Origin of the sequence: Mycolicibacterium alvei (assembly GCF_010727325.1) — a bacterium.
GTDB classification, from domain to species: domain Bacteria; phylum Actinomycetota; class Actinomycetes; order Mycobacteriales; family Mycobacteriaceae; genus Mycobacterium; species Mycobacterium alvei.
The window spans coordinates 4,194,903-4,216,309 of the sequence record NZ_AP022565.1 but is presented as its reverse complement, the minus strand read 5'-3'; the positions used below and the strand labels follow the sequence as shown (position 1 = coordinate 4,216,309).

Here is a 21,407-nt window from a genome sequence, read left to right as displayed (position 1 = left end):
CCCTTCGTCGTCACATCTGGAACTCCGGCAGATGGACGATCAAGCCGTCCCATGCCTCGGAGGCCGTCATCTGGCAGGACAGCCGAGAGGTCGGCTGACGCTCGGGGTTCATCGCGAGCATCTCCTCTTCGCCGACGCCGGAGGAGCCGACCTGATCGGACCACTGCGGATCGACGACGACGTGGCAGGTACCGCACGCCGCTTCGCCTCCGCAGTCGCCGTCGATGCCAGGCACTGCATTGTTGGTCGCGACCTGCATGAGTGACTGGCCTTCATCGAGAGGCACCTGGTGCTTGTCGCCGTCGTGGGAGACAAAAGTGACAACGGCCATTACCGACTCCTCTTAAGTTGCCCTGAATGTGAATACTTGTTAACAGGATTGTCCAATCCGAGCGCTTCCGCTATGTTTGCGCGGATCAGGAACTTGTGGATTGGGCTCAGGGGGCACGATCGGTGAAGTTCAGCAACGCCGGTGTGCCTCCGGTCGCGTTCGTGCAAATGCTGGAGAGCCAGGCACTCGACCCGGACGCCGTCGCGCGGCTTCGCACCATCATGGCGCGCGAGGGAACCGACGAGGCGACGCTGATGCAGCACGATGTCCAGGCGCCACTGCGGTGGTTTCGCGATCTGTACCCCGATCTAGACGTCGACCGGGCAACCCTGCTCGGCTTCTCGTTTGCAGGACAGGCACAGTTGACATCTTTCGGCCCGTTGAGCGTCCCGCTGGTCAGCGCAGGCTCGGTAGCCGAGATCGTCGAGCTGCTCACCTATCTACCGTTGATCACCACGGCGATCAATGCACAATTCCGTCCAAACGACCAAGGTCTCACCGTCGGGCTCTGGGGGCACACAGGCGATCGGGCCCTGGACTGCTTAGCAGTCACATATACCGGCTCGGCGTTGTTACGACTGCTGGACATGCTCGTCAGTGACGCGCTGACCGTCACGCTCCACTTGAGTTGGTCAGCGCCGGTCTCCCTGAACAAACTCGCGGCAGAGATGGTACTAGCCGGGCGCCTGTTCTTTGACGCACCGATGTCCTACCTTCATGTTCCCGTCAACGCGCTCAATGAAGTGTGCCGGTTCTCCGATCCCCTTGCGTATCGACTCGCCGTCGCCGAGCTGAGGCGGACCCTCGACGAGCAGAGCGGAGCCACGTCCTTCTCCAAGAAGGTGAGACGGTTGTTGGACGAGGATCCCGGACAGCGAAGTTGCCAGCGGGTCGCAGACGAACTCTCGGTATCCACCAGCACACTCAAACGCCGGCTCGCCGAAGAGGGCACCACGTTTCGCGAGTTGCGCCAGTCGTGTCTGCGGGAGAGCGCGATGATGCTGTTAATCACCCGATCAATGTCGGCAAGCCAGATCGCGACCGAGCTCGGATACGGCGATCTTGCTAACTTCTCACACGCCTTCAAGCGATGGACCGGCCGCTCTCCGAGCGAGTACCGACGCTCACAACGCTGAGGATGTCCCCGCACGCCCGGAGATAGCCGGTCATGGGTAGCTTCTTCTTCTGAAAAGAAGTAACCGGTGCTTAAGAATCAGCCACGACGTCACCGAACGGCCGTGGAGGCCGCTGACCGAAGTCGAGTGAGTCATCAGTAGCAGGCCAAACCGTGCCCGACACGGCGACTGAACGGCAGAGCCGGGCGCTGGTGTGAATAGTCATTCGCTATTGTCGATACATGCCAGCGAAGACAGTCCGCACCGAACTCACCTCGGGCGCCATCGAAGGATTCACGCGGGACGGCGTCAATCGCTGGCGTTCCATTCCCTACGCCAAGCCACCAGTCGGCGCGCTGCGGTTCAAGGCTCCCCAGCCGGTCGAAGCGTGGGACGGCGTCCGACCCTGCCACCGATTCCGCTACTGCGCTCCACAGCCCCGCCGATACACCATCGTCGGTCCGGGCAAGTTCCAGCCCATGAGCGAGGACTGCCTCACCCTCAATGTCGTTGCACCCGACGGCGGCTCGGACCGACCTCTGCCCGTGATGTTCTTCATTCACGGCGGGGCGTACTTCCTGGGCAGTTCCGCGACACCGATCTATGATGGCGCGTCGCTTGCCCGCAGCGGTTGCGTGTACGTATCGGCAAACTACCGCCTCGGCGCGCTAGGGGCTGTCGACCTGTCGTCGCTGTCCACCGCAGACATCCATATTGACGACAACCTCTACTTGCGTGACCTCGTGTCGGCGCTCAGGTGGGTACGCGAGAACATCGCGGCATTCGGCGGCGATCCCGATAACGTGACGATCTTCGGAGAGAGCGCGGGCGCGCACGCCGTTACCACTTTGCTGGCCGTGCCAGCGGCGAAAGGGCTTTTCGCACAGGCTATCTCACAAAGTCCGGCCGGCGCGCTATCCCGCTCCCAGGAGCTGGCCGCGGAGTTCGCCGCCAAGTTCGCATCCATTCTCTGCGCCGACGAGCGGGAGCCCGCCCGCCTCCTGTTGGCGGCGCGTCCGGCTCAACTGGTGAATGCATTCGATCGCTTGCTCACCACGAGTGCATCGGACCTTGCTGGCGGTTACCCGGTGGGATGCACATTCGGAACCGACTATCTACCGTCCGAGCCCATTCAAGCGATGCGCGACGGCAAGGCGTACCGTGTGCCGCTGATCGTCGGTACGAACGCCGACGAGGGCCGGTTGTTCACTCGCTTCCTCAAACTCCTCCCGACGAACGAAGCCAAGATCGAAGCGTTACTAGCGGGAGCGGAACCCACCTGTCGCGAGCGAATTACTGCTGCCTATCCCGAATATCCGGCCCCCGATGCCTGTATCCGACTGGGGGCCGACTTCACATTCGGATCGACACTGTGGCAGCTCGCGGATTCCCACAGTCGGCACGCCCCCACATATCTGTACCGCTATGACTTCGCCCCGCGAACTCTGCAATGGGCCGGGCTGGGTGCCACCCATGCGACGGAGCTTCTTGCGGTGTTCGACGCCTACCGCACGCCGCTCGGTCGGCTACTCAGCGCCGGAGCCGATCGCCGCTCGGCCCTACGCGTGAGCGACGACATGCAAGGGCGCTGGGATGCTTTCGCACGCACCGGAGTTCCAGGAGACGGCTGGCCGCGCTACACCAGCGACGCCCGTCCGGTCCTCGTCTTCGATCGCGCTTCGCGAGTGGACAACGACCCCCACGCCGACCGCCGGAAAGCATGGGAAGGTTTTCAAGTCCTCGGACGCTGACGAGCGGTTCCCCGCGGCGACGCATGCGTTCACAGCATTTGGCACCGATTGTTTCTGGGAGCCAAGGGTGAAACGGTGGCAAGGAGCACCTCCGGCGTGCCAATCCCAAAAGGCCGAAGAGGGCCACATTCTTGCCGAGGACTTGACGTACGAATGCAACCCCGTGTTGCGGCCTTGGGATCCGATCTCGTCAATCGCTCGAACCGAATGCGGCCGACGAGGTGGCGAACCCAACATTTACGGAGCTGGCCACGCCGGTCGGGTTGCGCCGCCGGACGCAACGCGTTCGCTCACCAACTGGTCCTCGCGACATTCTGCCGGGTAACGTACTGCGAGTGAACGAGCCCTCACATCGGGAGGGCGGGTGCCGATCAGGACGGGGATTGATGAGCGAGGAAGCGATCACCTACGAGGTCGTCGACGGGGTGGCCTGGTTGACGATCAATCGCCCCGAGGCACGGAACGCGCTCAACGGGGCGGTCCGGCAGGGACTGTTCCACAGCGTTCACCGCTTCAACGCCGACGACTCCGCCAAGGTTCTGGTGCTGACCGGGGCAGGCGATAAGGCGTTCTGCGCCGGAGGGGACCTTAAAGAGATGGCGGAGACGGCGCTCACGGTTCCGCCGCCAGACTTCGCGCCGCAATTCGGGCGCAACATCCAGGTCGCCAAGCCGACCATCGCCGCGGTGAACGGCGTCGCCTTCGCCGGCGGATTCCTACTGGCCCAGCAGTGCGACCTCGTCATCGCAGCCGAGCACGCCAGGTTCGCGGTCAGCGAGGTCAAGGTAGGCCGCGGCTCGCCATGGGCTGTCCCGCTGTCGTGGCTGCTGCCGCCGCGGATTGCGCTGCAGATTTTGATGACCGGCGACCCGATCACTGCCGAGCGCGCCCGCGAGGTAGGCATGGTGAACGAGGTCGTGCCCGCAGCGGAGCTGCGGGTACGAGTTCAGGAGATCGCCCTGCGGATCGCTTCCAACGCACCGCTGTCCGTACTCGCGGCAAAAAAGACCGTATACCTCTCCGCAGCGCACCACCTGACGGAGGCCTACGCCCACGCCGACCAGATATGGGAGCCGGTGTACCTCAGCGCCGACGCGCTAGAGGGTCCCGCCGCGTTCCGCGAGAAGCGCACACCGGTTTGGAAGGGACGTTAGACGTGGCCGTGCCGATGGAGTCCTTGATCACCGACATCGGGGCGGAAACGGCCGAGCTGTGGTCACTGATCGCCGAGCTGCCCGAGGGGCAAGCCGGGTGGGACGCGCCCACCCCCGCGGCAGGCTGGGCGGTCCGCGATCAGATCAGCCATCTTGCGTTCTTCGACGACGCCGCGGTGCGCTCAGCCACCGACCCCGAAGGGTTCACGGCCGAGGTGCTGCCCATGCTCGCCGACGGCCGGATCTCCCCGGACACCATCGCCGAGCGCTACCGGCCGATGCCGACAGCGGAGCTGCTGTCCTGGTTCGACGGCGCGCGCCGCGCCCTCGTCGCTGCCTTCGCAGCGATCGACCCCTCGATGCGGGTGCCGTGGTTCGGCCTCCCCATGAGCGCGGCTTCCTCGCTGACCGCGCGGATCATGGAGACCTGGGCGCACGGTCAGGACATCGCCGACGCGCTGGGAGTGACCCGTGTGCCCTCGGCCCGGTTGCGCCACGTCGCCCACATCGGCGTGGGAGCGCGGGCGTTCAGCTACATGGCCAACGGCCTGGAGGTGCCCGAGGAACCCGTCCGTGTCGAGCTCACCGCACCGGGGGGCACGCTGTGGACCTGGGGCCCCGACGGCGTGCCCAACCGGGTCACCGGCACTGCGCACGACTTCTGCCTGCTCGTCACCCAGCGCAGGCATCGCGACGACACCGCACTGCACGTCACCGGTCCGCTCGCCGACCAGTGGCTCTCCATCGCGCAGGCCTTCGCCGGACCTCCCGGTGGCGGGCGCACCGCAGGACAGTTCGACGGAGGTGTGTCGTGAGGGACCCGGTACGCATCGGAAATTGCTCGGGCTTCTACGGCGACCGGATCGCCGCGGCGCGGGAGATGGTCGAGGGCGGGACGGGCGAGCAGAGCATCGACGTGCTGTGCGGGGACTACCTCGCTGAACTGACGATGCTCATCCTGGCGAAGGCCCAGGCGAAGGATCCGGCGGGCGGTTACGCGCGCACGTTCCTGACCCAGATGGAGCAGGTGTTGGGCACCTGTTCCGACCGCGGTATCAAGATCGTGGCCAACGCCGGTGGGCTCAACCCGGCCGGGCTGGCCGTCAGATTGCGCGAGCTTGCGGACCGGCTCGGTATCACCGTCCGGATCGCCCACATCGAAGGTGACGACTTGCGCGGGAACCTCTCCGCGATCACCCCTGCGGTCGGTGAGGTCAAGCCGGTCTCGGCCAACGCCTACCTCGGGGGTTGGGGTATCGCCGAAGCGCTGGGTGCGGGCGCCGACGTCGTCGTCACCGGACGGGTGACAGACGCCTCGCTGGTCGTCGGCCCGGCCGCCTGGTGGCACGGGTGGGAGCGCACCGACTGGGACCGGCTCGCCGGTGCCGTCGTGGCCGGCCACGTCATCGAATGCGGACCACAGGCCACGGGCGGCAACTACGCCTTCCTCGACGAGATCACCGACCGTCGCTACCCGGGCTTCCCGATCGCGGAGGTGGCGGCCGACGGCTCGTCGGTGATCACCAAGCACGCCGACACCGGGGGGCTGGTGTCGGTCGGTACGGTCACCTCCCAGCTGCTCTACGAGATCGCCGAGCCGGCCTATCTGGGGCCCGACGTGGTGACTCACTTCGACACGATCTCGCTGGCCCAGCAGGCCGAGCACCGGGTGGCGATCACGGGTGTCACCGGCAGCCCGCCACCGGAGACGCTCAAGGTGGCGCTGAACGAGGTCGGGGGCTACCGGAACACCATGACGATGGTGCTCACCGGCTTGGACCTGGAGGCGAAAGCCGCGTTCGCGCAGCAGCAGCTGTTCGACATCCTCGGCGGCCGGGGATCCTTCGCCGAGGTCGACGTCCGGTTTCTGCGTTTCGACACACCGGACGCCCCCACCAACGACCAGGCGTGCGCGCACTTGCGGATCACGGTCAAGGACACCGACCCGCGCAAGGTCGGCCGGGCGTTCTCGAGCGCAATCATGGAGATCGCTCTGGCCGGGTATGCCGGCTTCCACACCACCACGCCACCCACGTCGGAGTCAGTGTTCGGCGTGTATCGCCCAGCGACCGTGCCCCGGTCGAGCGTGACGCAGGTCGTGGTGCTGCCCAACGGTGAGCGCCGGAGGATCGCCGATCCGCCGACCGGTAGCGTGCCGGCCGCGAAGGTCCGGGGCAGCGCGGCAGCCGCGCCGCCGACCGAGCCGACATGCCGCGCGCCGCTGGGCGCGGTTCTGGGCGCGCGGTCCGGCGACAAGGGCGGCAACGCCAATATTGGTCTCTGGGCCCGCGACGACGCCGGCTATGCCTGGGTGCGCGAGCACTTAACCGTCGAGCGACTGCGCGGGCTGCTCGGCCCGGAGGCTGCGCAGCTGCGCATAGAGCGATTCGAGCTGCCCAACCTGCGTGCGCTCAACGTTGTGGTGCACGGGCTGCTGGGGGAAGGCGTGGCATCCTCGACCCGGCCGGATGCCCAGGCGAAGGGCTTGTGCGAGTACCTGCGCTCCCGCATCGTGGACATACCGCAATCCCTTGTCGGCGCGACCTGACAAATCCCGAATTTGGAGTAGCCGGGCCACTCTGTCGACGTATCGCCAATCAAGTCGCCGTCCTCTGCCTGCTGCTTGACGTAGCCCCTTTGCCAAAGCCGTGTTGCCGAACGATGTGATGACGATCGGATGACGCCAACAGCGTCCGGCAGACGGAGAGATGGCTTTGTCCAGTTCCTTGCCGAACTGGACATCCAAAGAGGGCGCAGCGATCTGCCCACGCGGTTGCCGATCTTGGCCAATGAGCGGGCACATCCACGAATGGGGATCACACGCGCAGGCGCCAGCCACCTGCCACTGGGCGTCTACATTTCAACTCAACCTGGGATTGTGAGCAGGTGTTAACGTTCGTAGTGTAGCTCCCGGCGCTGCAGTGCTGCGCGAGCCCTGGTTGCGAGCGAAGGAAGGTAGTAGTGAACAAGGTGGTCGTTGCCGGACGTACCCGGGTCGGCGGCGAACGTCGGGAACGGATTCTCGCCTCTGCCACCGAGTTGATTGCCGAGCGGGGCTACCACGCTGTCTCCATGGCCGACATCGGCGTTGCATCAGGGGTTGTCGGGCCGGCCATCTATCGCCATTTCAACAGTAAGAGCGATCTACTGGCGGCCCTCTTCGAGCGAGTGGTGGACAAACTCCTTAAGCGTGCGACGGCGATCGTCGAGCAGTCCCGCGACGAGGCGGAGGCGCTGACCCTGCTGGTGTCAGACCAAGTCGCCTTGGTAATGGATCAACGCGAGCTGGCAATGGTGTATTACCGCGAAGTGCACAATCTGTCGGATCAGCACCAGAGCCGGTTGCGCCGAAAGCAGCGACTCTATCTAGAAGAGTGGGTACACCTCGTCGGAGAATTGCGGCCCGCGGTCGATGAGATTGAACTTCGGGCGATGGTTCATGGAGCGATCGGAGCCATTCAATCGATCTTGCACTACCGCGGCACTGGCCTGGCTCCCGAACAGACCTCTGCGCTGCTCGTTGCGATGGGTCACGCCGTGCTCGGCGTCCCCGCGTCGAGTCACCAGGTGCGCGGCGTGAACACTGAACCATCCTGTCCGCGTCCCGGTACGCCGCAGCACTAAGCAGGTCCAGGGTGTCAGCAACACACGAAGACGACCTCGCTCAGTATGTCTGCACGACGGTCTTGAGGGCGACAGCCGCCAGGAAAGGACTCATCTAATTGCCTGGCTGCATGCCCAGGGCTTCACGATTGATCAAAGCCGACTGGTGGCCCCAACCCCTCTCCTTCTTCCTACAAGCCGCGTACTGGGTGATGAGGGACGGTACGTCTCTCTGCGCGAGCTGAGCACGGAAACCGGAATCCAGACGAAACAGTCGCCATATTGCGGGCCCTCACGGAAGGCATCGGGCAGGCCACGGAGATGATGCGTGGCTTCGCGCGCTGAACATGTTGAAAGCTTCAGCCCGACGATTTGGAGAGGCTCGCGAATCGACTCGCGACTGCTGCGCGCGAGGCTGCCAACCCACCGGTTGAGATTCGTGAAACCCTCGGGGCGCGGTCATGCTGGTCTCATCACGACCGACGCCGCTGGTGACGACGATGCTGGACCTGATCGACAGCGCGTCAGCAAATGACCTGCCTTCCTTGAGGATTGGCGTGGCGTCCGGGTCAGCGGTCTCGCGCGCGGGCGACTGGTTCGGCAACCCCGTGAACCTGGCCAGCCGAGTGAGCGCGGCGGCGCGGCCAGGCGCAGTGTTGGTGGGACTCCACGCGGGTGATCGTCGACGACGCAGGCCTCCGGTGGTCGTCCGCCGGCGCATATCGTCTGAAGGGCGTCAGCAGCAAGGTCAACCTGTCTCGGGCGCGGCGCGCCCAGGCCGGCCGAGTAAGGCCCCCGTTTGAAGCGAGCTCGCCGGGTATCCGCCTAGTGAACAGTGACCGCCTAATGAACAGTCACCACCGACTTGATAAGCGAACGCCACCTCGCTATCGCGGCCCCTCGTAACCAATCTAGCGGTCGAATTCGATCTAAAGCGACCGAGCAATGATCTCCTTCATAATCTCGTTTGTCCCACCGTAGATCTTCTGAACGCGAGCATCGGCCCACATCCTGCCGATGGGATACTCGGTCATATAGCCGTAGCCGCCGTGGAGCTGCAAGCAGTCATCAAGGGCGACCATCGCACGCTCAGTAGTCCACCATTTCGCCATCGCGACGGTGGGGATGTCGAGTTCACCGCGCAGATGGCGGGCGACGCAGTCGTCGATGAAAACGCGGCTGATGTGGGCGTCGGTGGCGACCTCGGCGAGCTTGAACTTGGTGTTTTGGAAGGCGAAGACGGGCTTGCCGAAGGCATGCCGATCTTTGGTGTATTCCACAGTGAACTCGAGCGCTGTTTCTAGTACTGTCACTGCACCAAGCGCAAGGATCAATCGCTCTTGGGGAAGTTGCTGCATCAACTGAATGAACCCCTGGCCTTCAGTCGTACCCAGGAGGTTCTCAACCGGAATGTGCACATCTTCGAAATAGAGCTCGGAGGTGTCCTGTCCGCGCTGACCGACCTTGTCCAACACCCGACCCCGCCGAAAGCCCGGTCGATCGCCTTCGACCAAAACCAACGAGATTCCGTTCGCTCCGGCACTGGGGTCGGTCTTCGCAACGACGATGATGAGGTCGGCCTGAGCGCCGTTGGTGATGAACGTTTTGGAACCGTTGACAACGTATTCGTCTCCAACGCGCGATGCCTTGGTCGTGACAGATTGGAGATCGGAGCCAGTGCCCGGCTCCGTCATCGCAATCGCGCCAACCATCTCACCAGTTGCCAGTCTGGGAAGAAAGCGTTCCTTCTGCTCATCGGTGCCGTACTCGAGCAGGTAGTGGGCGACGATTCCACTATGAAGCGGCGCGCCCCATGCCGAATCGCCGATGCGGGCCTGTTCCTCAATCAAGACTGCTTCGTGAGCGAACGTTCCCCCACCTCCGCCGTACTGCTCGGGGATTGACATGCACAGCAACCCAAGATCACCCGCCCGGGTCCACAGGTCCCGATCCACGTGGTGCTGCTCGATGAAGCGGGCACTGTGCGGCGCGACCTCCTTCTCACAGAACGTACGTGCCAAATCCCGCAGTGCGTCGAGGTCGTCGTCCATCCAGCTAGAGCGGTTGGCTGCCATTACAAAGTCCTCACTGTGTTTGCTTGCGCACCGATCCCGCAATGGTCTCGCTTCGCCTGTGGGTACATGGTGTACCACGAATCGCACGCCGGGTACAACACGTACCCAGAACTTTCCAGAGCGCGGGGCGTTACGGTGACATCGTGGAGCGACAGCACTGGGTGGACACCACAGCGGTACGCCGCGCGGCCAGTAGGTTGCCGGGCCGTGAACTACGTCGTGAACAGATCATCGAAGCGGCGCTCAGCGCAATCGAAGAGAACGGGCCCCACGCACTCACGGGCCAAATCGCAGACAAGGCCGGTTTGGGACGCACACACTTCTACCGCCACTTCGCAAGTAAAGAAGAACTCGATCTTGCCGTGGCTCGTCACGTCCACCGCGAACTCACTGCGAAGATTCGCCTAACTCTGGATGTCCAGGGATCGCCGCTAGACGTGATACGCGCGCCGGTCACTCAGCACGTCATGTGGGCTGACGAACACCCCAACCTCTATCGGTTCCTGGTGAACCGACACTATCGGCGCAGCACCGAGAAGACCGCGCCCGGCAGCAGCGCATTCGCCTCTGAACTCGCCGTCGCGGGTGCCCGTTACTTTCCTCGCTACGGCGAGGACTCAGAGGCGGCAGACCGCAATGTCGCCGCCATCATGGGCTTGATGGACGCTTCGGTCCTATGGTGGCTGGACCATCGCGACTCCACTCGTGACGAACTCGTCATTCGGTTGACACGGCAAACCTGGTTGATAATCAATGACAGGCTGCAGGAACTGGGATTCCAGCTTGATCCCCACTTACCACTCTGCGAACCGAAAACCTGACCAGGTACAATTCGAGCCTCCCCACGCTAAACCCTCCGTCTTCGACACCGCCATCAACGATGATTGCGTTGGCGCCGCTCACCGACGCCGCGCATCAACGCGAAAGCTTTCAATCCAAGCGACGGCGCAGCATCGCTAGTGCGCGCAACTACGCCACGCCACCGAGGAACTACCCGGAATATCTGGCGACTCTCCAGCAACTCGAGTCCCGCGCGGGCCACGGCCGCAGCATCCATTGGACGCGGTCCGGCGAACAGAAGCGCCGCCCCAGGGTCGGCAACCCGGTCGGTGACCATTTTCGTACTTACCACGTCAGGGCATAGCGCCCGTGCGTGGATTGGCAATCCCGCATGGTCAAGGTCGCCCTGCAGCGATGTGGTGAACGACAATACGGCCGCTTTGGTTGCTGCGTACATCGCTAATCCAGGGATGGGCGCCAGAGCCGAGAGGGACGCGATGTTGAGGATCGCGCCCCCACCCGCGCCCATAGCGACAACTGCCGCGTGTGAGCCGGCAACGACACCTCGTACATTGACATCGAGGATCGACGCAATCTCGGCATCGCTGTGACTCCAGCTGTTACCCGCGAGTAGGATCCCAGCGTTGTTTACCCACACCGCCAGAGGGCCAGCGGCTAAAGCCTGAGCAGCGACTTCCCGATGACCCGACGGATCTCGTACGTCGTGCGTGGCGCTCCAAGCGCCACCGCCGACCTCGGTGGCAGCGCGCTCCGCTGCGTCGCCATCCACATCCGTGAGCAAAACCTTGTGACCGGCAGCGGCGAGTTGTCTCGCGATCTCCAGACCAATCCCTCGACCTGCTCCTGTGACGACGGCTGTTGATGGTTCTAGCATGACCATCCTTTCCGGCAGTTTGCGTAGGTTTGCCGACTACGGTTCGCCGGGGTTTGTTGAGGATCTCCGAGGCCACTTGGAGGACTGCGTCGATTCCGCCGGCGCCCTGTAAGGGCGATGTGCTCGGCTAAGCACTCAAAAGTCTCGTGGAATGACCTAGATATCATCGGCGACACAACGTAATAGGTAGGCCGTCGACAGGGAACAGGCAGGGACGTATTGTCCCACCGAACGCGGTAGCCGTCATCCAGACTCCAGGTGAATTCCCGCAGCATCTCGTGCAGTATTGCCTTCACCTCCAAGGTGCCGAAGTGCATCCCGATGCGCTTGTGCGCGCCTCCTCCGAACGGAAGCCAGGCGAAGCGGTGGGCCTGATCCTCGCGCCGTGGCGGCTCGAGTCGCGTTGGGTCAAACCGGTCCGGCTCGGTCGACACTGTGGGCGCAAAGTGGTTGACCGCAGGCGTGATGACGACGAGCACTCCGGAGGGGACGTAGTAGCCATCAATTAGGGTGTCGGTCACCGTCTTACGCATAACCAACGGTACCGGTGCAACTAGTCTGAGCGACTCCTTGATGACCAAGTCCATCGCCGTAAGCCCCTCCAGGTCCTCAATGTCCGACAGATCGTCGCCTAGACGGTCAGACTCAGCACGAAGTCGATCCTGCCATTCAGGATTCTTCGCCAAGAAGTACGCCACAGCGGCAGTGGTGATCGTTGACGTGTCATGAGCGGCCATCATCAGAAAGATCATTTGATTTATGCTGTCCGCATCAGTGAAGCGTTCGCCGTCCTGGCGCGCGCCTCACATAGCGCGGCGAGTAAATCACCATTCTGCCCCGAGCGTGCCGCCGGTAAGTTCCGGGCGAAGGCCAACGAGAGGCAATCCCTGATCGCCGATAACTGGCTTCAATCCGCTACCGGTCGGCGGCGCGGCAAGTTCGCGAACCGGCCATCGTCGACTCACTCCTGGATAGCGCGCTCGACGCGCTGCGGGAGGGGATTCAGTAGTACCGACAACAGCCGGTCACGGGACTTGCTTGCCGAACCGGACGGCGATTTGGTCATCGAGTGCCCCCTTGATGTTGTTTCTCGCATTATCGGAAGGATTTCACCCATCGTTTACACCGGTGACCACCCTGTCAACGGCGGTCACAGTTGCCGCTCGAATGTCAGCGACTCCCCGCCGTCCTCGGATACCCGTCACTGAACAGAGCCGCCACTAGTCGACGCTATCGGCCCCGCTTGGGGCATAGGGCATGTCGGCCAGATGGGTGTTGGCCGGCTCGGGTGTCCCCCTGCGCGACGAGTTCGCGGGCGCGGGACGCGACAGGACGTAAGCGCGCCGCTTCGGCCTGCGCGCACGAAGGCGATACAAGAAGGTCGGGCTGGGCCAGTTGGTAGAGATCGACCCCCGCGCCGAGCGATACCAGCTCGTGCACATAGTCCACACGGATCTGTCCAGGCGGCGACTCAACCGGTCGTTGAAGCGCTTCTCCACATCGGCACGGACCTCGATAACACTTCCTGGATGGGCACGGAGAACCTTCATCAACCTGACGATGTGTCGGGCCTGCGATTCGAGCATGTAGACGATGGACCCGGATCCCACGTTGGTGTTGGGCCCGTACATCATGAGGAAATTCGGAAACTCTGGCACCGATAGGCCGTAGTAGGCGTGCGCGCCATCCGCCCACACGTCCGACAATTTCCGGTCCGAGCGGCCGTAGACCTCCATCGGGGAAAGAAACTCGGTGGCACTGAAGCCAGTGCCGTAGATGATCACGTCGGCGGCGTGGAAGTCGCCGTTCACCGTGCGGATTCCGCCAGGTTCTACTGCCCGGATATCGTCGGTGACCAATGAAACGTTGGGACGTGCGAGCGCGGGGTAATAGTCGCTGGAGAACAGAATCCTCTTGCACCCGGGCGCATAGTCCGGCGTCAGGTGGGAACGCAGCCGGGCATCCGACACCTGGCGACCTAGGTGCCGGAGGGCGATGACTCCCAAGACTCGCGCTACTGGCTTCGCGTCGACGAGTGCCAACGCCAAGAACTCGAATATCGTCCAAATCATCAGACGTTCGCTGAGCCGCAGAATGGGCAACTTGCGCAGCAGTTGGTGATGCCGCCCACCGTACTGACGGTCGAATTTGGGCAGCACCCATGGGGCTGACCGTTGGAAAACGTCCAAGTGCTCAGCGCCTGCGGCGACCACCGGGACGAACTGCACCGAACTAGCGCCGGTGCCGACGACCGCAAGCCGCTTGCCGCTGAGATTCAGATCGTGGTCCCAATTCGCGGAATGAAACGACGGGCCCGCGAAGCCCGAGATTCCAGGAATATCAGGAACTGAGGGTCGGGACAGCTGGCCCACGGCCGAAATGACGACATCGCACTCCAATTCCTGACTGGTAGTCGTGGTCAGACGCCATGTGTTCGTGCGCTCATCGAAGGCCGCCTTAGCGATTTCGGTTTTGGTCCGAAGGAGGGACAGCAAACCACTTTCGTCGGCGACGCGGCGAAGGTAGGCGAGGATATCGCCTTGTTCTGCGTAACGCCGACCCCACCTGGGATTCGGCGCCGAGGAGATCGAGTACAACTGCGACGGGACGTCACAGGCCGCCCCTGGGTAGGTGTTCTCCCGCCAGACTCCCCCGACACCATCGCCCTTTTCGACAATGAGGACCCTGTCGAACCCTGCGCGTTTGAGGCGAAGTGCAAGGGTAATTCCGGCGAAGCCAGCGCCGATGATGACGATCGAGGGGTTACCAGGGGGATTGTCCTGGGTTGGTTCACGTTTCACGGGTTTCATCGTTAGCTCATACAACCTTCGTGCTGGGGCGCCTCGTGGTCAAGGCGTGCGCAGGGACGCTGTCAACGGACGGTGGCCGAAGTAGCCAAGAACTCGCCACCGAGCCTGAGGGCCTCACGTGCTTCTGGCAGTAGGCGAAACATCGCCTGGAAGACATGGATCTGGCCGCGGAAAACTTGCAACTGCGAGGAGACCCCTGCAGTTTGCAGACGTTTGGCAAAGACTCTGGAGTCGTCGAGCAACATCTCTCGTCCGCCGACCTGAATCAAAGTTGGTGGCATGTCCGTGAGATCAGCATCGAGCACGCTTATCCTCGGGTCGGCTGGATCGGCGCCCGCCACGTACAGACCAATTGTTCTCGACGCAGAGATGGCGGACGCAAAGGGGTCCCGTCTGCGCAGATCACGGTCCATCGCGAGTTGGCATGTCAAATCCAGCACCGGCGACATCAGCAGCATGGCATCCGGCGTCGGCAGTCGATGTTCCCGAGCGCCAAGCGCCGTCGCCGCAGCAAGCTGGCCGCCTGCGGAATCGCCGGCGAGCGCCACCGTGCCAGAAGACGCGGTGATCGCGCTTCCCTCTGTCAACCATCGATAGGCGATCAGTGCATCATCTGCGGCCGCCGGGAAGGGATATTTCGGGACCAATCGATAGCGCACGGCAAATACCGGCCTGCGGGCGGCCGCGGACAGTTCGCTGATGAGGCCACGGTGGGTCTCGGGAGAGCACATAGAAAATGCGCCGCCGTGTATATAAAGAATCGGCGGAGCATCCGAGGCCACGTTGGCCGCCTTGACCCAGTCGCCTCGCACACGTTCACCGGCGAAGGGCGTGTCTACCTTCTCGACACTGATTGCGCGCCTTGGCCGCGACACCACGAGTGTTCCCCGTAGCACGCGGTCCATGACCGCGAAGCCATGGTCGTTGGCCGGAATCACTTGCGTGAGAGGTCGAAGAACGCCTCGCGCCGTTGCCGCGACCAGGTGGCTCGCCATGCTCGGATTCGGCCTGGCAGGTGAACTCATCCGGCGGTGTCCACCTTCTGTGGGGCAGTGTCCGCCTTTTTCGCCGGTCGCCGTTCGAAACGGTAGTCGGCCAAGTCGAATCGTCGACTGCGCCAGATCGACTCGACCGTCGTCGTGGGACGCAGAGGCACGTCCCCATGCTTGTCGAAGTAATAGCTGTTCGCGCCCGCGCAGCTGTCCTGCCAGAAGACCTGCGTATGCCGCCGTGCCAGCATCTCCGCGAAGAAGCGTTGATTCGCCTCCTCGCGTACCTCGACGTAGTTCGAGTCGGCCGTCCTGGCATGCCGGAGGCAACGGAGAATGTGACCCGCCTGTGCCTCGATGAGTGCGAAGTAGGACGACCCGTTGTATCCGTACGGGCCAAACACTGAGAAATGGTTCGGGAATCCTGGCACGCTGACTCCCTCATATGCCTGGAGTCGGTTCTCGTCCCACCACTGTGCCTGGTCTCGGCCGGCGACACCTCTGAGCGAGTAGGTGGGCATGCTGTCCGATTCCATGACCTTGAATCCCGTTGCCAGGACGAGCACGTCGATCTCGTGTCTGACGCCATCGGCCGTAATTACCGCGGTCTCATCCACCCGGGTGATGGGGTTGGTTTCAAGAAGGACGTTCTCGCGGTTGAACGTCTTCAAATATTCGTTGTGAAAGCTTGGTCGCTTGCAGCCCAGCGCGTAACGCGGCGTCAGCTTCTCCCGAACGACCGGGTCGGTGACCTGCCGACGCATATAGCTGATCGCTGCACGCTCGATCGCCGACGCCAGCGGTATGGCGGTATGGAAGTGCGCTGCGACGGGAAAGGTGAGTTCGACAAAGGCCTGGCTGGCTCCCCGCGCGGCGATCTGCGCTCCGGGTGCGAGCCGGAGAAGAGCACTCAGCGGGCGGGGCACCGCGAAGTCGAATTTCGGCAGACACCATATCGGGGTGCGCTGAAAGACGGTGAGTGTGTCCACGTCCTTGGCTATCGAGGGGATCAGTTGCACCGCCGAGGCGCCCGTCCCGATGACGGCGACCCTCTTTCCGGTGAGGGTCTGCTGGTGGTCCCAGCGCGACGTGTGCATCGTGACCCCGCCGAAGTCCCCGACCCCCGGTATGTCCGGCGATTTTGGTCGCGTGAGAACCCCGGAGGCATTGATGACGAACCTCGCTGTCAGTTCCTCGTCCGTCGAGGTAAACAAACGCCACAATGTCGATTCTTCGTCGAACTCAGCCCTCACAACCGTGACTCCGAAGCGGATGCGCGACGCGAGGCCATATTTTTTCACGCAATGCTTCGCGTAGTTCTTCAGTTCGATCCCCGGCGCATAGGTACGGGACCACGACGGGCGTTTCTCAAAGGAGAATTGGTAACTATATGACGGAATGTCTACTGCAATCCCCGGGTAGGTATTCCAGTACCAGGTTCCACCCACCCCTTGGGCCTCATCAACGATGAGGAAGTCCGAGAAACCTTCCTTCAGCAGCTTGATGCCCACTCCGATCCCGGAGAATCCAGCTCCGATGACCAATATCTCGTGGGTGGGGACCTCGTACGTAGGGGCTCCGGAGGTGGGGGCATTCTCGTCGCCCGCAACATGGACACTCAAGCGTCTTTCCTCACTCTCGAGGCTGCGCGCTTAGGCGGTACCTTCCCGACGCCCACGTCCAGGATGTCGGCTTTGACGTCAGACCGCGTTGGCAGGGCGCCTGCGCTTTTTCGGCCCTGGGCTACCTTGGCCTTGCGGCCCTGGGCAACCTTGGCCACATTCGAGCCGTTTTGGGCGTGTTCGGTTGGGTGGTGCTCAGTTCGTGCGGTTGTCGGGGTCGTTACATAATCACCCATGTCGACCTTGGACAGTGCGCGCTTGAACTGGGTGGCGAAACCGGGGTACATGGTGCCGTTGTATCCGTCATTCGTGAGGTACCAGCTCTTGCAACCCGAATTCCAAGTCGTACTTCCCAACCGCTGCTGTACCTCGCCGTGGTAATTATTTTGCCGATCTTCGCGGACCTCGAGCGTACTGAGATCATTCGCGATGATCGCGCCGATGGCTTTGACGATGTAGTTGATCTCGGCCTCCATGTACACGAGGGCCGAGTTATGGCCGGGCCCTGAATTTGGTCCGAAGGTGAAGAAAAGATTGGGATAGCCTGCGACGGTGACGCTCCGGTACGCATAGGCGCCCTGGGACCACTCGTCGGAGAGCTCACGACCATGCGCGCCTCGGATGGGAAAAGGTGTGCCAGCCTTGCATACATCGAAGCCGGTGGCGAAGACGATGCAGTCCAGTTCGTGTTCGATGCCATCTGCGGTCCGTATGCCATTCGGCGACAGGGTCGCGATCGGCCATGAGACGAGCTTGCAGTTGTCGCGCTGAAGAGCGGGGTAGTAATCGCTGCTCATCAGCATCCGTTTGCAGCCGGCACGGAAGTTCGGCGTCAGCTGGCGCCTGAGCCAAGTATCCGATACCTGCCTCCGCAAATTCGCCTTCGCCAGTAGCTGGATGCCAGTGGTGACCGGGGTATCCCAGACCATGCCGACGGCCATGAGCTCGTGGCCCCAAAACCACGCCTGCCGTCCGACGTTCTGCACGCGAGGCAAGCGACGAAACGCCGTCCGCACCCACTGCGGATGGGAGAAGTCGGGCCGAGGGAGGACCCAGCCGGGGGTGCGTTGGAAGACCTTGACCGACCGCGCAGTCTTCACCAGTTCGGGAATGATCTGAACAGCGCTGGCTCCGGTGCCGATCACGGCGACACGTTTGTCGCTCATGTCGTAGTCGTGATCCCAACGCGCACTGTGGATCTTGTGACCATCGAAGGTGTCCAGTCCGCGGATGTCCGGCAGGCTCGCATTCGCCAGCGGCCCACTGGCCATCACTGCGGTGCGCGCCGTGAACTGCGAGCCGTCAGCTGTCTGCGCCGTCCACAGTGCGCTTTCCTCGTCGAACTCCAGACCGGTGACGTTCACTCCGAACCGGATGAAACGCGACAGCGAGTACTTGTCGACCATCGTCTTGATGTAGCCGAGGATCTCGGCGCTGCCCGAATACGCGCGGGACCAGTCCGGATTTTGCTCGAACCCGTAGGAATAGAGCAGCGACGGGATGTCGCACGCCGCGCCGGGATAGGTGTTGTCCCGCCAGGTACCACCCACCTCGTCGGCACGTTCAAGGACAACGAAATCGTCGATACCCTGTTGTAGCAACCGGATTGCGGTTCCCAGGCCGGCGAAACCCGCACCGACGATCAAGACGGTCGTGGTGTCGCTCATCTGGCCACCGGTTCGTAGGTCAGCTCTTCTGTCCACGTCGGTGACTTACCGAGCACCTCGGTGGGGAAGTGGTCGATCGCGGTACCCAGCCGCTGCGAAATGAAATGCAATGGCTGAGAACGCTTGATGCTGGCGGACATGTGAGCCTTCAAGATGTGGTAGCCCGGAACGCGGCGCGTGAACTCACTACGATCTCCGACGTTCTCGTACCGCATCACCGCGTTGTAGAGCTTCTCCTCCGACAATCCCATGGCGTTGAGATTGGTCAACATCCTGGTGAGCAACGGCACGTAGAGGACGCCGCCGAGAAGGATTCTCGGGTCGATGAGCGCCCCCATCGTCTGAGTCGCATGAATGCGCATGGGGCTGGCGCCGAGGTCGTTCAGAACCTGGAATCCCACTGCCAAGTGCCGCGATTCGTCGTTGTTGACCTTGTTGAAGACCTCGGCGCAGAGCGGATCCTGCACCTCGTCGAGAAGGAACTTGAGCAATGCTCCGTCGAGCGCAGTCTCCAAGGCTGGGATCGCCGCTCCGATCACCGTCAGCGGGAGGGCCTCGGCGTATCGGTCGATCCACTCGATGACCAGTCGAATATTCTTGTTCGGCACCGGGATTTCCCCTTCCTCGAGCATCCCCCACCGCTGCATGAGCGCCAGCTCCGCGTTGGCGTGCCGCTGCTCCTCGGCATGGAAATACCGGTAGATGTCACCTAGAGCCTCGAACGGCGCTTTCGGCGCCATGGCGGCGAACGCGCGTGCACCGACGTGTTCTATCCACACCACGTCAGCCATGAACTGCTTCAGTTCGGGCCGCTGCTCATCAGTGATTTTATCGGCGCCCGGCGCATCCCAATCGATGTCGGCCAGCGCCCACTGCCGATTCTTGATCGTCTCGAGCATATCGCTGTATTTGAATGCCATTGGAGTCTCCTTTGTCTTTGTCTGGAATGACTTAGCGCGCGATTCGCTCAACCAAACCGAGCGCACGGGTATACGTGGCAGGCACTGCCCGCTTAAATAACCAGAGAATCTTCGCGTCGACTTGGGGTAGGACGTGCAACTGACCGCGATCGTTCGCGTCCAACGTTTTGCGCGCCACCGATTCCGCCGACACGCCGGTCCACTTCATCAAATTCGTTGCCAGCTTGGCGGCCGACTCCTCAATACCAGGGTTATCGACGATGTTGGTCTTGACAAATGTCGGGCACAGTACAGTCACCGCCACACCAGTACCACTCAGCTCGGCCGCCAAAGTCTCGGATAGCGAGAGCACGCCGGCCTTGCTGACGTTATAGGCACCCATCCGGGGCGCTGCTCCAAAACTTGCAGCCGATGCGACGTTGATAATTCCCCCGCTGCCCTTCGCACGAAGTCGCGGTACGAAGATCTCGCAGCCGTAAATCACTCCCCACAAGTTGACTGAAAGTGTCGCTTCCCAGTCCCGCTTGGGCGTCGCGCCGATGACATTGCCACCGATTCCGATGCCCGCGTTGTTGATCACCAGGCTGGCTGCCGCGCCGAACCACTTCTCGGCGCTGTCGGCGAGTTCGCGGACCTGCTCTTCGTCCGTGACATCGCATGCGATGTCGAGCCCCTCGCCGCCGGCTTGGACGACGAGCCCGACCGTCTCCTTGGCACGCACCGGGTCGATGTCGGCACACACCACTCGTCCACCTCTACGGGCGAGCTCCACCGCGAAGGCACGGCCAATTCCGCTGCCCGCTCCCGTTACGACCGCGTTGGCGCGGCGGCTCAGGCGAGGCGGTCTGTCCCACCTCAAGATATCCATCACTACTGAATCCTTTGCAGATTACGGCGACGCCTGACCTGTGAGACAAGCCGGCCTGCAGCCATCTGGTGGCGGCGAACACAATTGTGGTCGCCTGCCACCAGTTTGATGCGGCGCTCCTGCCTTTGTCAAGATGTATTCGTGCGGACAAAGGCAGCAAGGTGGGGCGGGCGTACTGGCGCCGAACGACGGGCTGACCGGCGGCGGCGCCTAGTGAACGCGGCGACGGAGATCTGGACGGAAAGCGGATGGGCTGCCGTGACAATGCGTGGGGTCTGCTCCAGAGCCGCGCTGAACGACCGATATTTCTACGAGGAGTTCAAGACGCGCGATGAGTTGCTCGTAGCAGCGTGGGACAACGTGCGGGACGAGATGCTCGGCGAGGTTTCGGCAACATTTGCCGAACGCGTCGGTCAACCACCGATCGAAACCATTCGCGCCGCAATCTCGATCGTTGTTCTCCGCATCGCGCAGGATGCCGGGCGAGCACAGATCCTGCTGACACAGCACGTCGGCAGTTCAACATTGCAAGATCGCCGAGCGGTGGCCTTGCAGGAAGCAACCCAGCTCGTCATGGCCGCCAGCAAGCCGCATCTGAAGCCTGACGCAGACGAAATGGCTCTGCGTATGGACACGTTTGTAGCGGTCGGCGGCTTCGTCGAACTGATCAGCGCTTGGCACGCAGGACTACTGGTCGATGTAAGTCAGGTCGACATCGTCGAACATACGAGTAGACTTGCTGAGACGCTGGCTCGCCGCTACGTGGTTGATAAGTTTGGCTAGCTGGTACTCCGGAGGCAATTTCCCGGTGGCGGAGGCTGCATTGG

Annotated in this window: 18 protein-coding genes and 1 pseudogene; 9 read left to right on the top strand and 10 right to left on the bottom strand. The window is 62.7% G+C overall.

Annotation, left to right across the window (positions count from 1 at the left end; all coding sequences use genetic code 11):
- Positions 1–10 precede the first annotated feature (10 nt).
- Positions 11–331 (bottom strand): 2Fe-2S iron-sulfur cluster-binding protein, encoded by a 321-nt coding sequence (locus tag G6N44_RS20085; RefSeq protein ID WP_011895435.1) that lies wholly within the window; start codon positions 329–331, stop codon positions 11–13.
- Positions 332–453: 122 nt separating this feature from the next.
- Between G6N44_RS20085 and G6N44_RS20080 the strand changes: the two genes are divergently transcribed.
- From G6N44_RS20080 to G6N44_RS29780, 7 genes are all read left to right on the top strand, one after another.
- Positions 454–1,467: a helix-turn-helix domain-containing protein gene (locus G6N44_RS20080; RefSeq protein ID WP_041800299.1), complete on the top strand. Its 1,014-nt coding sequence runs from the start codon at positions 454–456 to the stop codon at positions 1,465–1,467.
- Between the two features lie 221 nt (positions 1,468–1,688).
- Positions 1,689–3,197: a carboxylesterase/lipase family protein gene (locus G6N44_RS20075; protein WP_067992190.1), complete on the top strand. Its 1,509-nt coding sequence runs from the start codon at positions 1,689–1,691 to the stop codon at positions 3,195–3,197.
- A gap of 386 nt (positions 3,198–3,583) precedes the next feature.
- Positions 3,584–4,351, top strand: a complete 768-nt coding sequence (locus G6N44_RS20070; RefSeq protein ID WP_011895438.1) for an enoyl-CoA hydratase/isomerase family protein — start codon at positions 3,584–3,586, stop codon at positions 4,349–4,351.
- A 2-nt stretch (positions 4,352–4,353) separates the two neighbouring features.
- On the top strand, positions 4,354–5,166 hold the full coding sequence (locus G6N44_RS20065) for a TIGR03084 family metal-binding protein (protein ID WP_011895439.1): 813 nt from the start codon (positions 4,354–4,356) through the stop codon (positions 5,164–5,166).
- On the top strand, positions 5,163–6,899 hold the full coding sequence (locus G6N44_RS20060; protein WP_067992188.1) for an acyclic terpene utilization AtuA family protein: 1,737 nt from the start codon (positions 5,163–5,165) through the stop codon (positions 6,897–6,899). The genes G6N44_RS20065 and G6N44_RS20060 overlap by 4 nt, the downstream gene beginning before the upstream one ends.
- A gap of 413 nt (positions 6,900–7,312) precedes the next feature.
- Complete coding sequence (locus G6N44_RS20055; RefSeq protein ID WP_011895441.1) at positions 7,313–7,975, top strand: TetR/AcrR family transcriptional regulator; 663 nt, start codon at positions 7,313–7,315, stop codon at positions 7,973–7,975.
- A complete protein-coding gene (locus G6N44_RS29780) occupies positions 7,935–8,279 on the top strand; it encodes an adenylate cyclase regulatory domain-containing protein (protein ID WP_078281695.1) in 345 nt (114 codons plus the stop codon). Before G6N44_RS20055 ends, G6N44_RS29780 begins: the two co-directional genes overlap by 41 nt.
- Before the next feature lie 604 nt (positions 8,280–8,883).
- On the opposite strand, the gene G6N44_RS20045 is transcribed toward G6N44_RS29780, so the two are convergent.
- Positions 8,884–10,029 (bottom strand): acyl-CoA dehydrogenase family protein, encoded by a 1,146-nt coding sequence (locus tag G6N44_RS20045; protein WP_011895443.1) that lies wholly within the window; start codon positions 10,027–10,029, stop codon positions 8,884–8,886.
- Positions 10,030–10,172: 143 nt separating this feature from the next.
- Between G6N44_RS20045 and G6N44_RS20040 the strand changes: the two genes are divergently transcribed.
- Positions 10,173–10,850, top strand: a complete 678-nt coding sequence (locus tag G6N44_RS20040) for a TetR/AcrR family transcriptional regulator (protein WP_225397498.1) — start codon at positions 10,173–10,175, stop codon at positions 10,848–10,850.
- A gap of 53 nt (positions 10,851–10,903) precedes the next feature.
- Here G6N44_RS20040 and G6N44_RS20035 read toward each other — a convergent pair whose 3' ends face one another.
- The 8 genes and pseudogenes from G6N44_RS20035 to G6N44_RS20000 all read right to left on the bottom strand — a co-directional run bounded on the left by G6N44_RS20035 (position 10,904) and on the right by G6N44_RS20000 (position 20,580).
- A complete protein-coding gene (locus G6N44_RS20035; protein ID WP_109558230.1) occupies positions 10,904–11,704 on the bottom strand; it encodes an SDR family NAD(P)-dependent oxidoreductase in 801 nt (266 codons plus the stop codon).
- 163 nt (positions 11,705–11,867) lie between these two features.
- Positions 11,868–12,572, bottom strand: a pseudogene (locus G6N44_RS20030) (cytochrome P450); the annotation flags it as partial.
- Between the two features lie 352 nt (positions 12,573–12,924).
- Complete coding sequence (locus G6N44_RS20025) at positions 12,925–14,514, bottom strand: flavin-containing monooxygenase (RefSeq protein ID WP_068001988.1); 1,590 nt, start codon at positions 14,512–14,514, stop codon at positions 12,925–12,927.
- A gap of 62 nt (positions 14,515–14,576) precedes the next feature.
- On the bottom strand, positions 14,577–15,539 hold the full coding sequence (locus tag G6N44_RS20020; protein ID WP_067992185.1) for an alpha/beta hydrolase: 963 nt from the start codon (positions 15,537–15,539) through the stop codon (positions 14,577–14,579).
- Positions 15,536–17,014: a flavin-containing monooxygenase gene (locus tag G6N44_RS20015; RefSeq protein WP_375167650.1), complete on the bottom strand. Its 1,479-nt coding sequence runs from the start codon at positions 17,012–17,014 to the stop codon at positions 15,536–15,538. Before G6N44_RS20015 ends, G6N44_RS20020 begins: the two co-directional genes overlap by 4 nt.
- A 107-nt stretch (positions 17,015–17,121) precedes the next feature.
- Complete coding sequence (locus G6N44_RS20010; protein WP_011895450.1) at positions 17,122–18,792, bottom strand: flavin-containing monooxygenase; 1,671 nt, start codon at positions 18,790–18,792, stop codon at positions 17,122–17,124.
- Positions 18,789–19,712: a hypothetical protein gene (locus G6N44_RS20005; RefSeq protein ID WP_011895451.1), complete on the bottom strand. Its 924-nt coding sequence runs from the start codon at positions 19,710–19,712 to the stop codon at positions 18,789–18,791. Before G6N44_RS20005 ends, G6N44_RS20010 begins: the two co-directional genes overlap by 4 nt.
- A 31-nt stretch (positions 19,713–19,743) precedes the next feature.
- Positions 19,744–20,580, bottom strand: coding sequence for an SDR family NAD(P)-dependent oxidoreductase (locus tag G6N44_RS20000; protein WP_011895452.1), 837 nt, complete (start codon positions 20,578–20,580; stop codon positions 19,744–19,746).
- Between the two features lie 108 nt (positions 20,581–20,688).
- On the opposite strand from G6N44_RS20000, the gene G6N44_RS19995 reads away from it, so the two are divergent.
- A complete protein-coding gene (locus G6N44_RS19995; protein WP_011895453.1) occupies positions 20,689–21,363 on the top strand; it encodes a TetR/AcrR family transcriptional regulator in 675 nt (224 codons plus the stop codon).
- Positions 21,364–21,407: the final 44 nt, after the last annotated feature.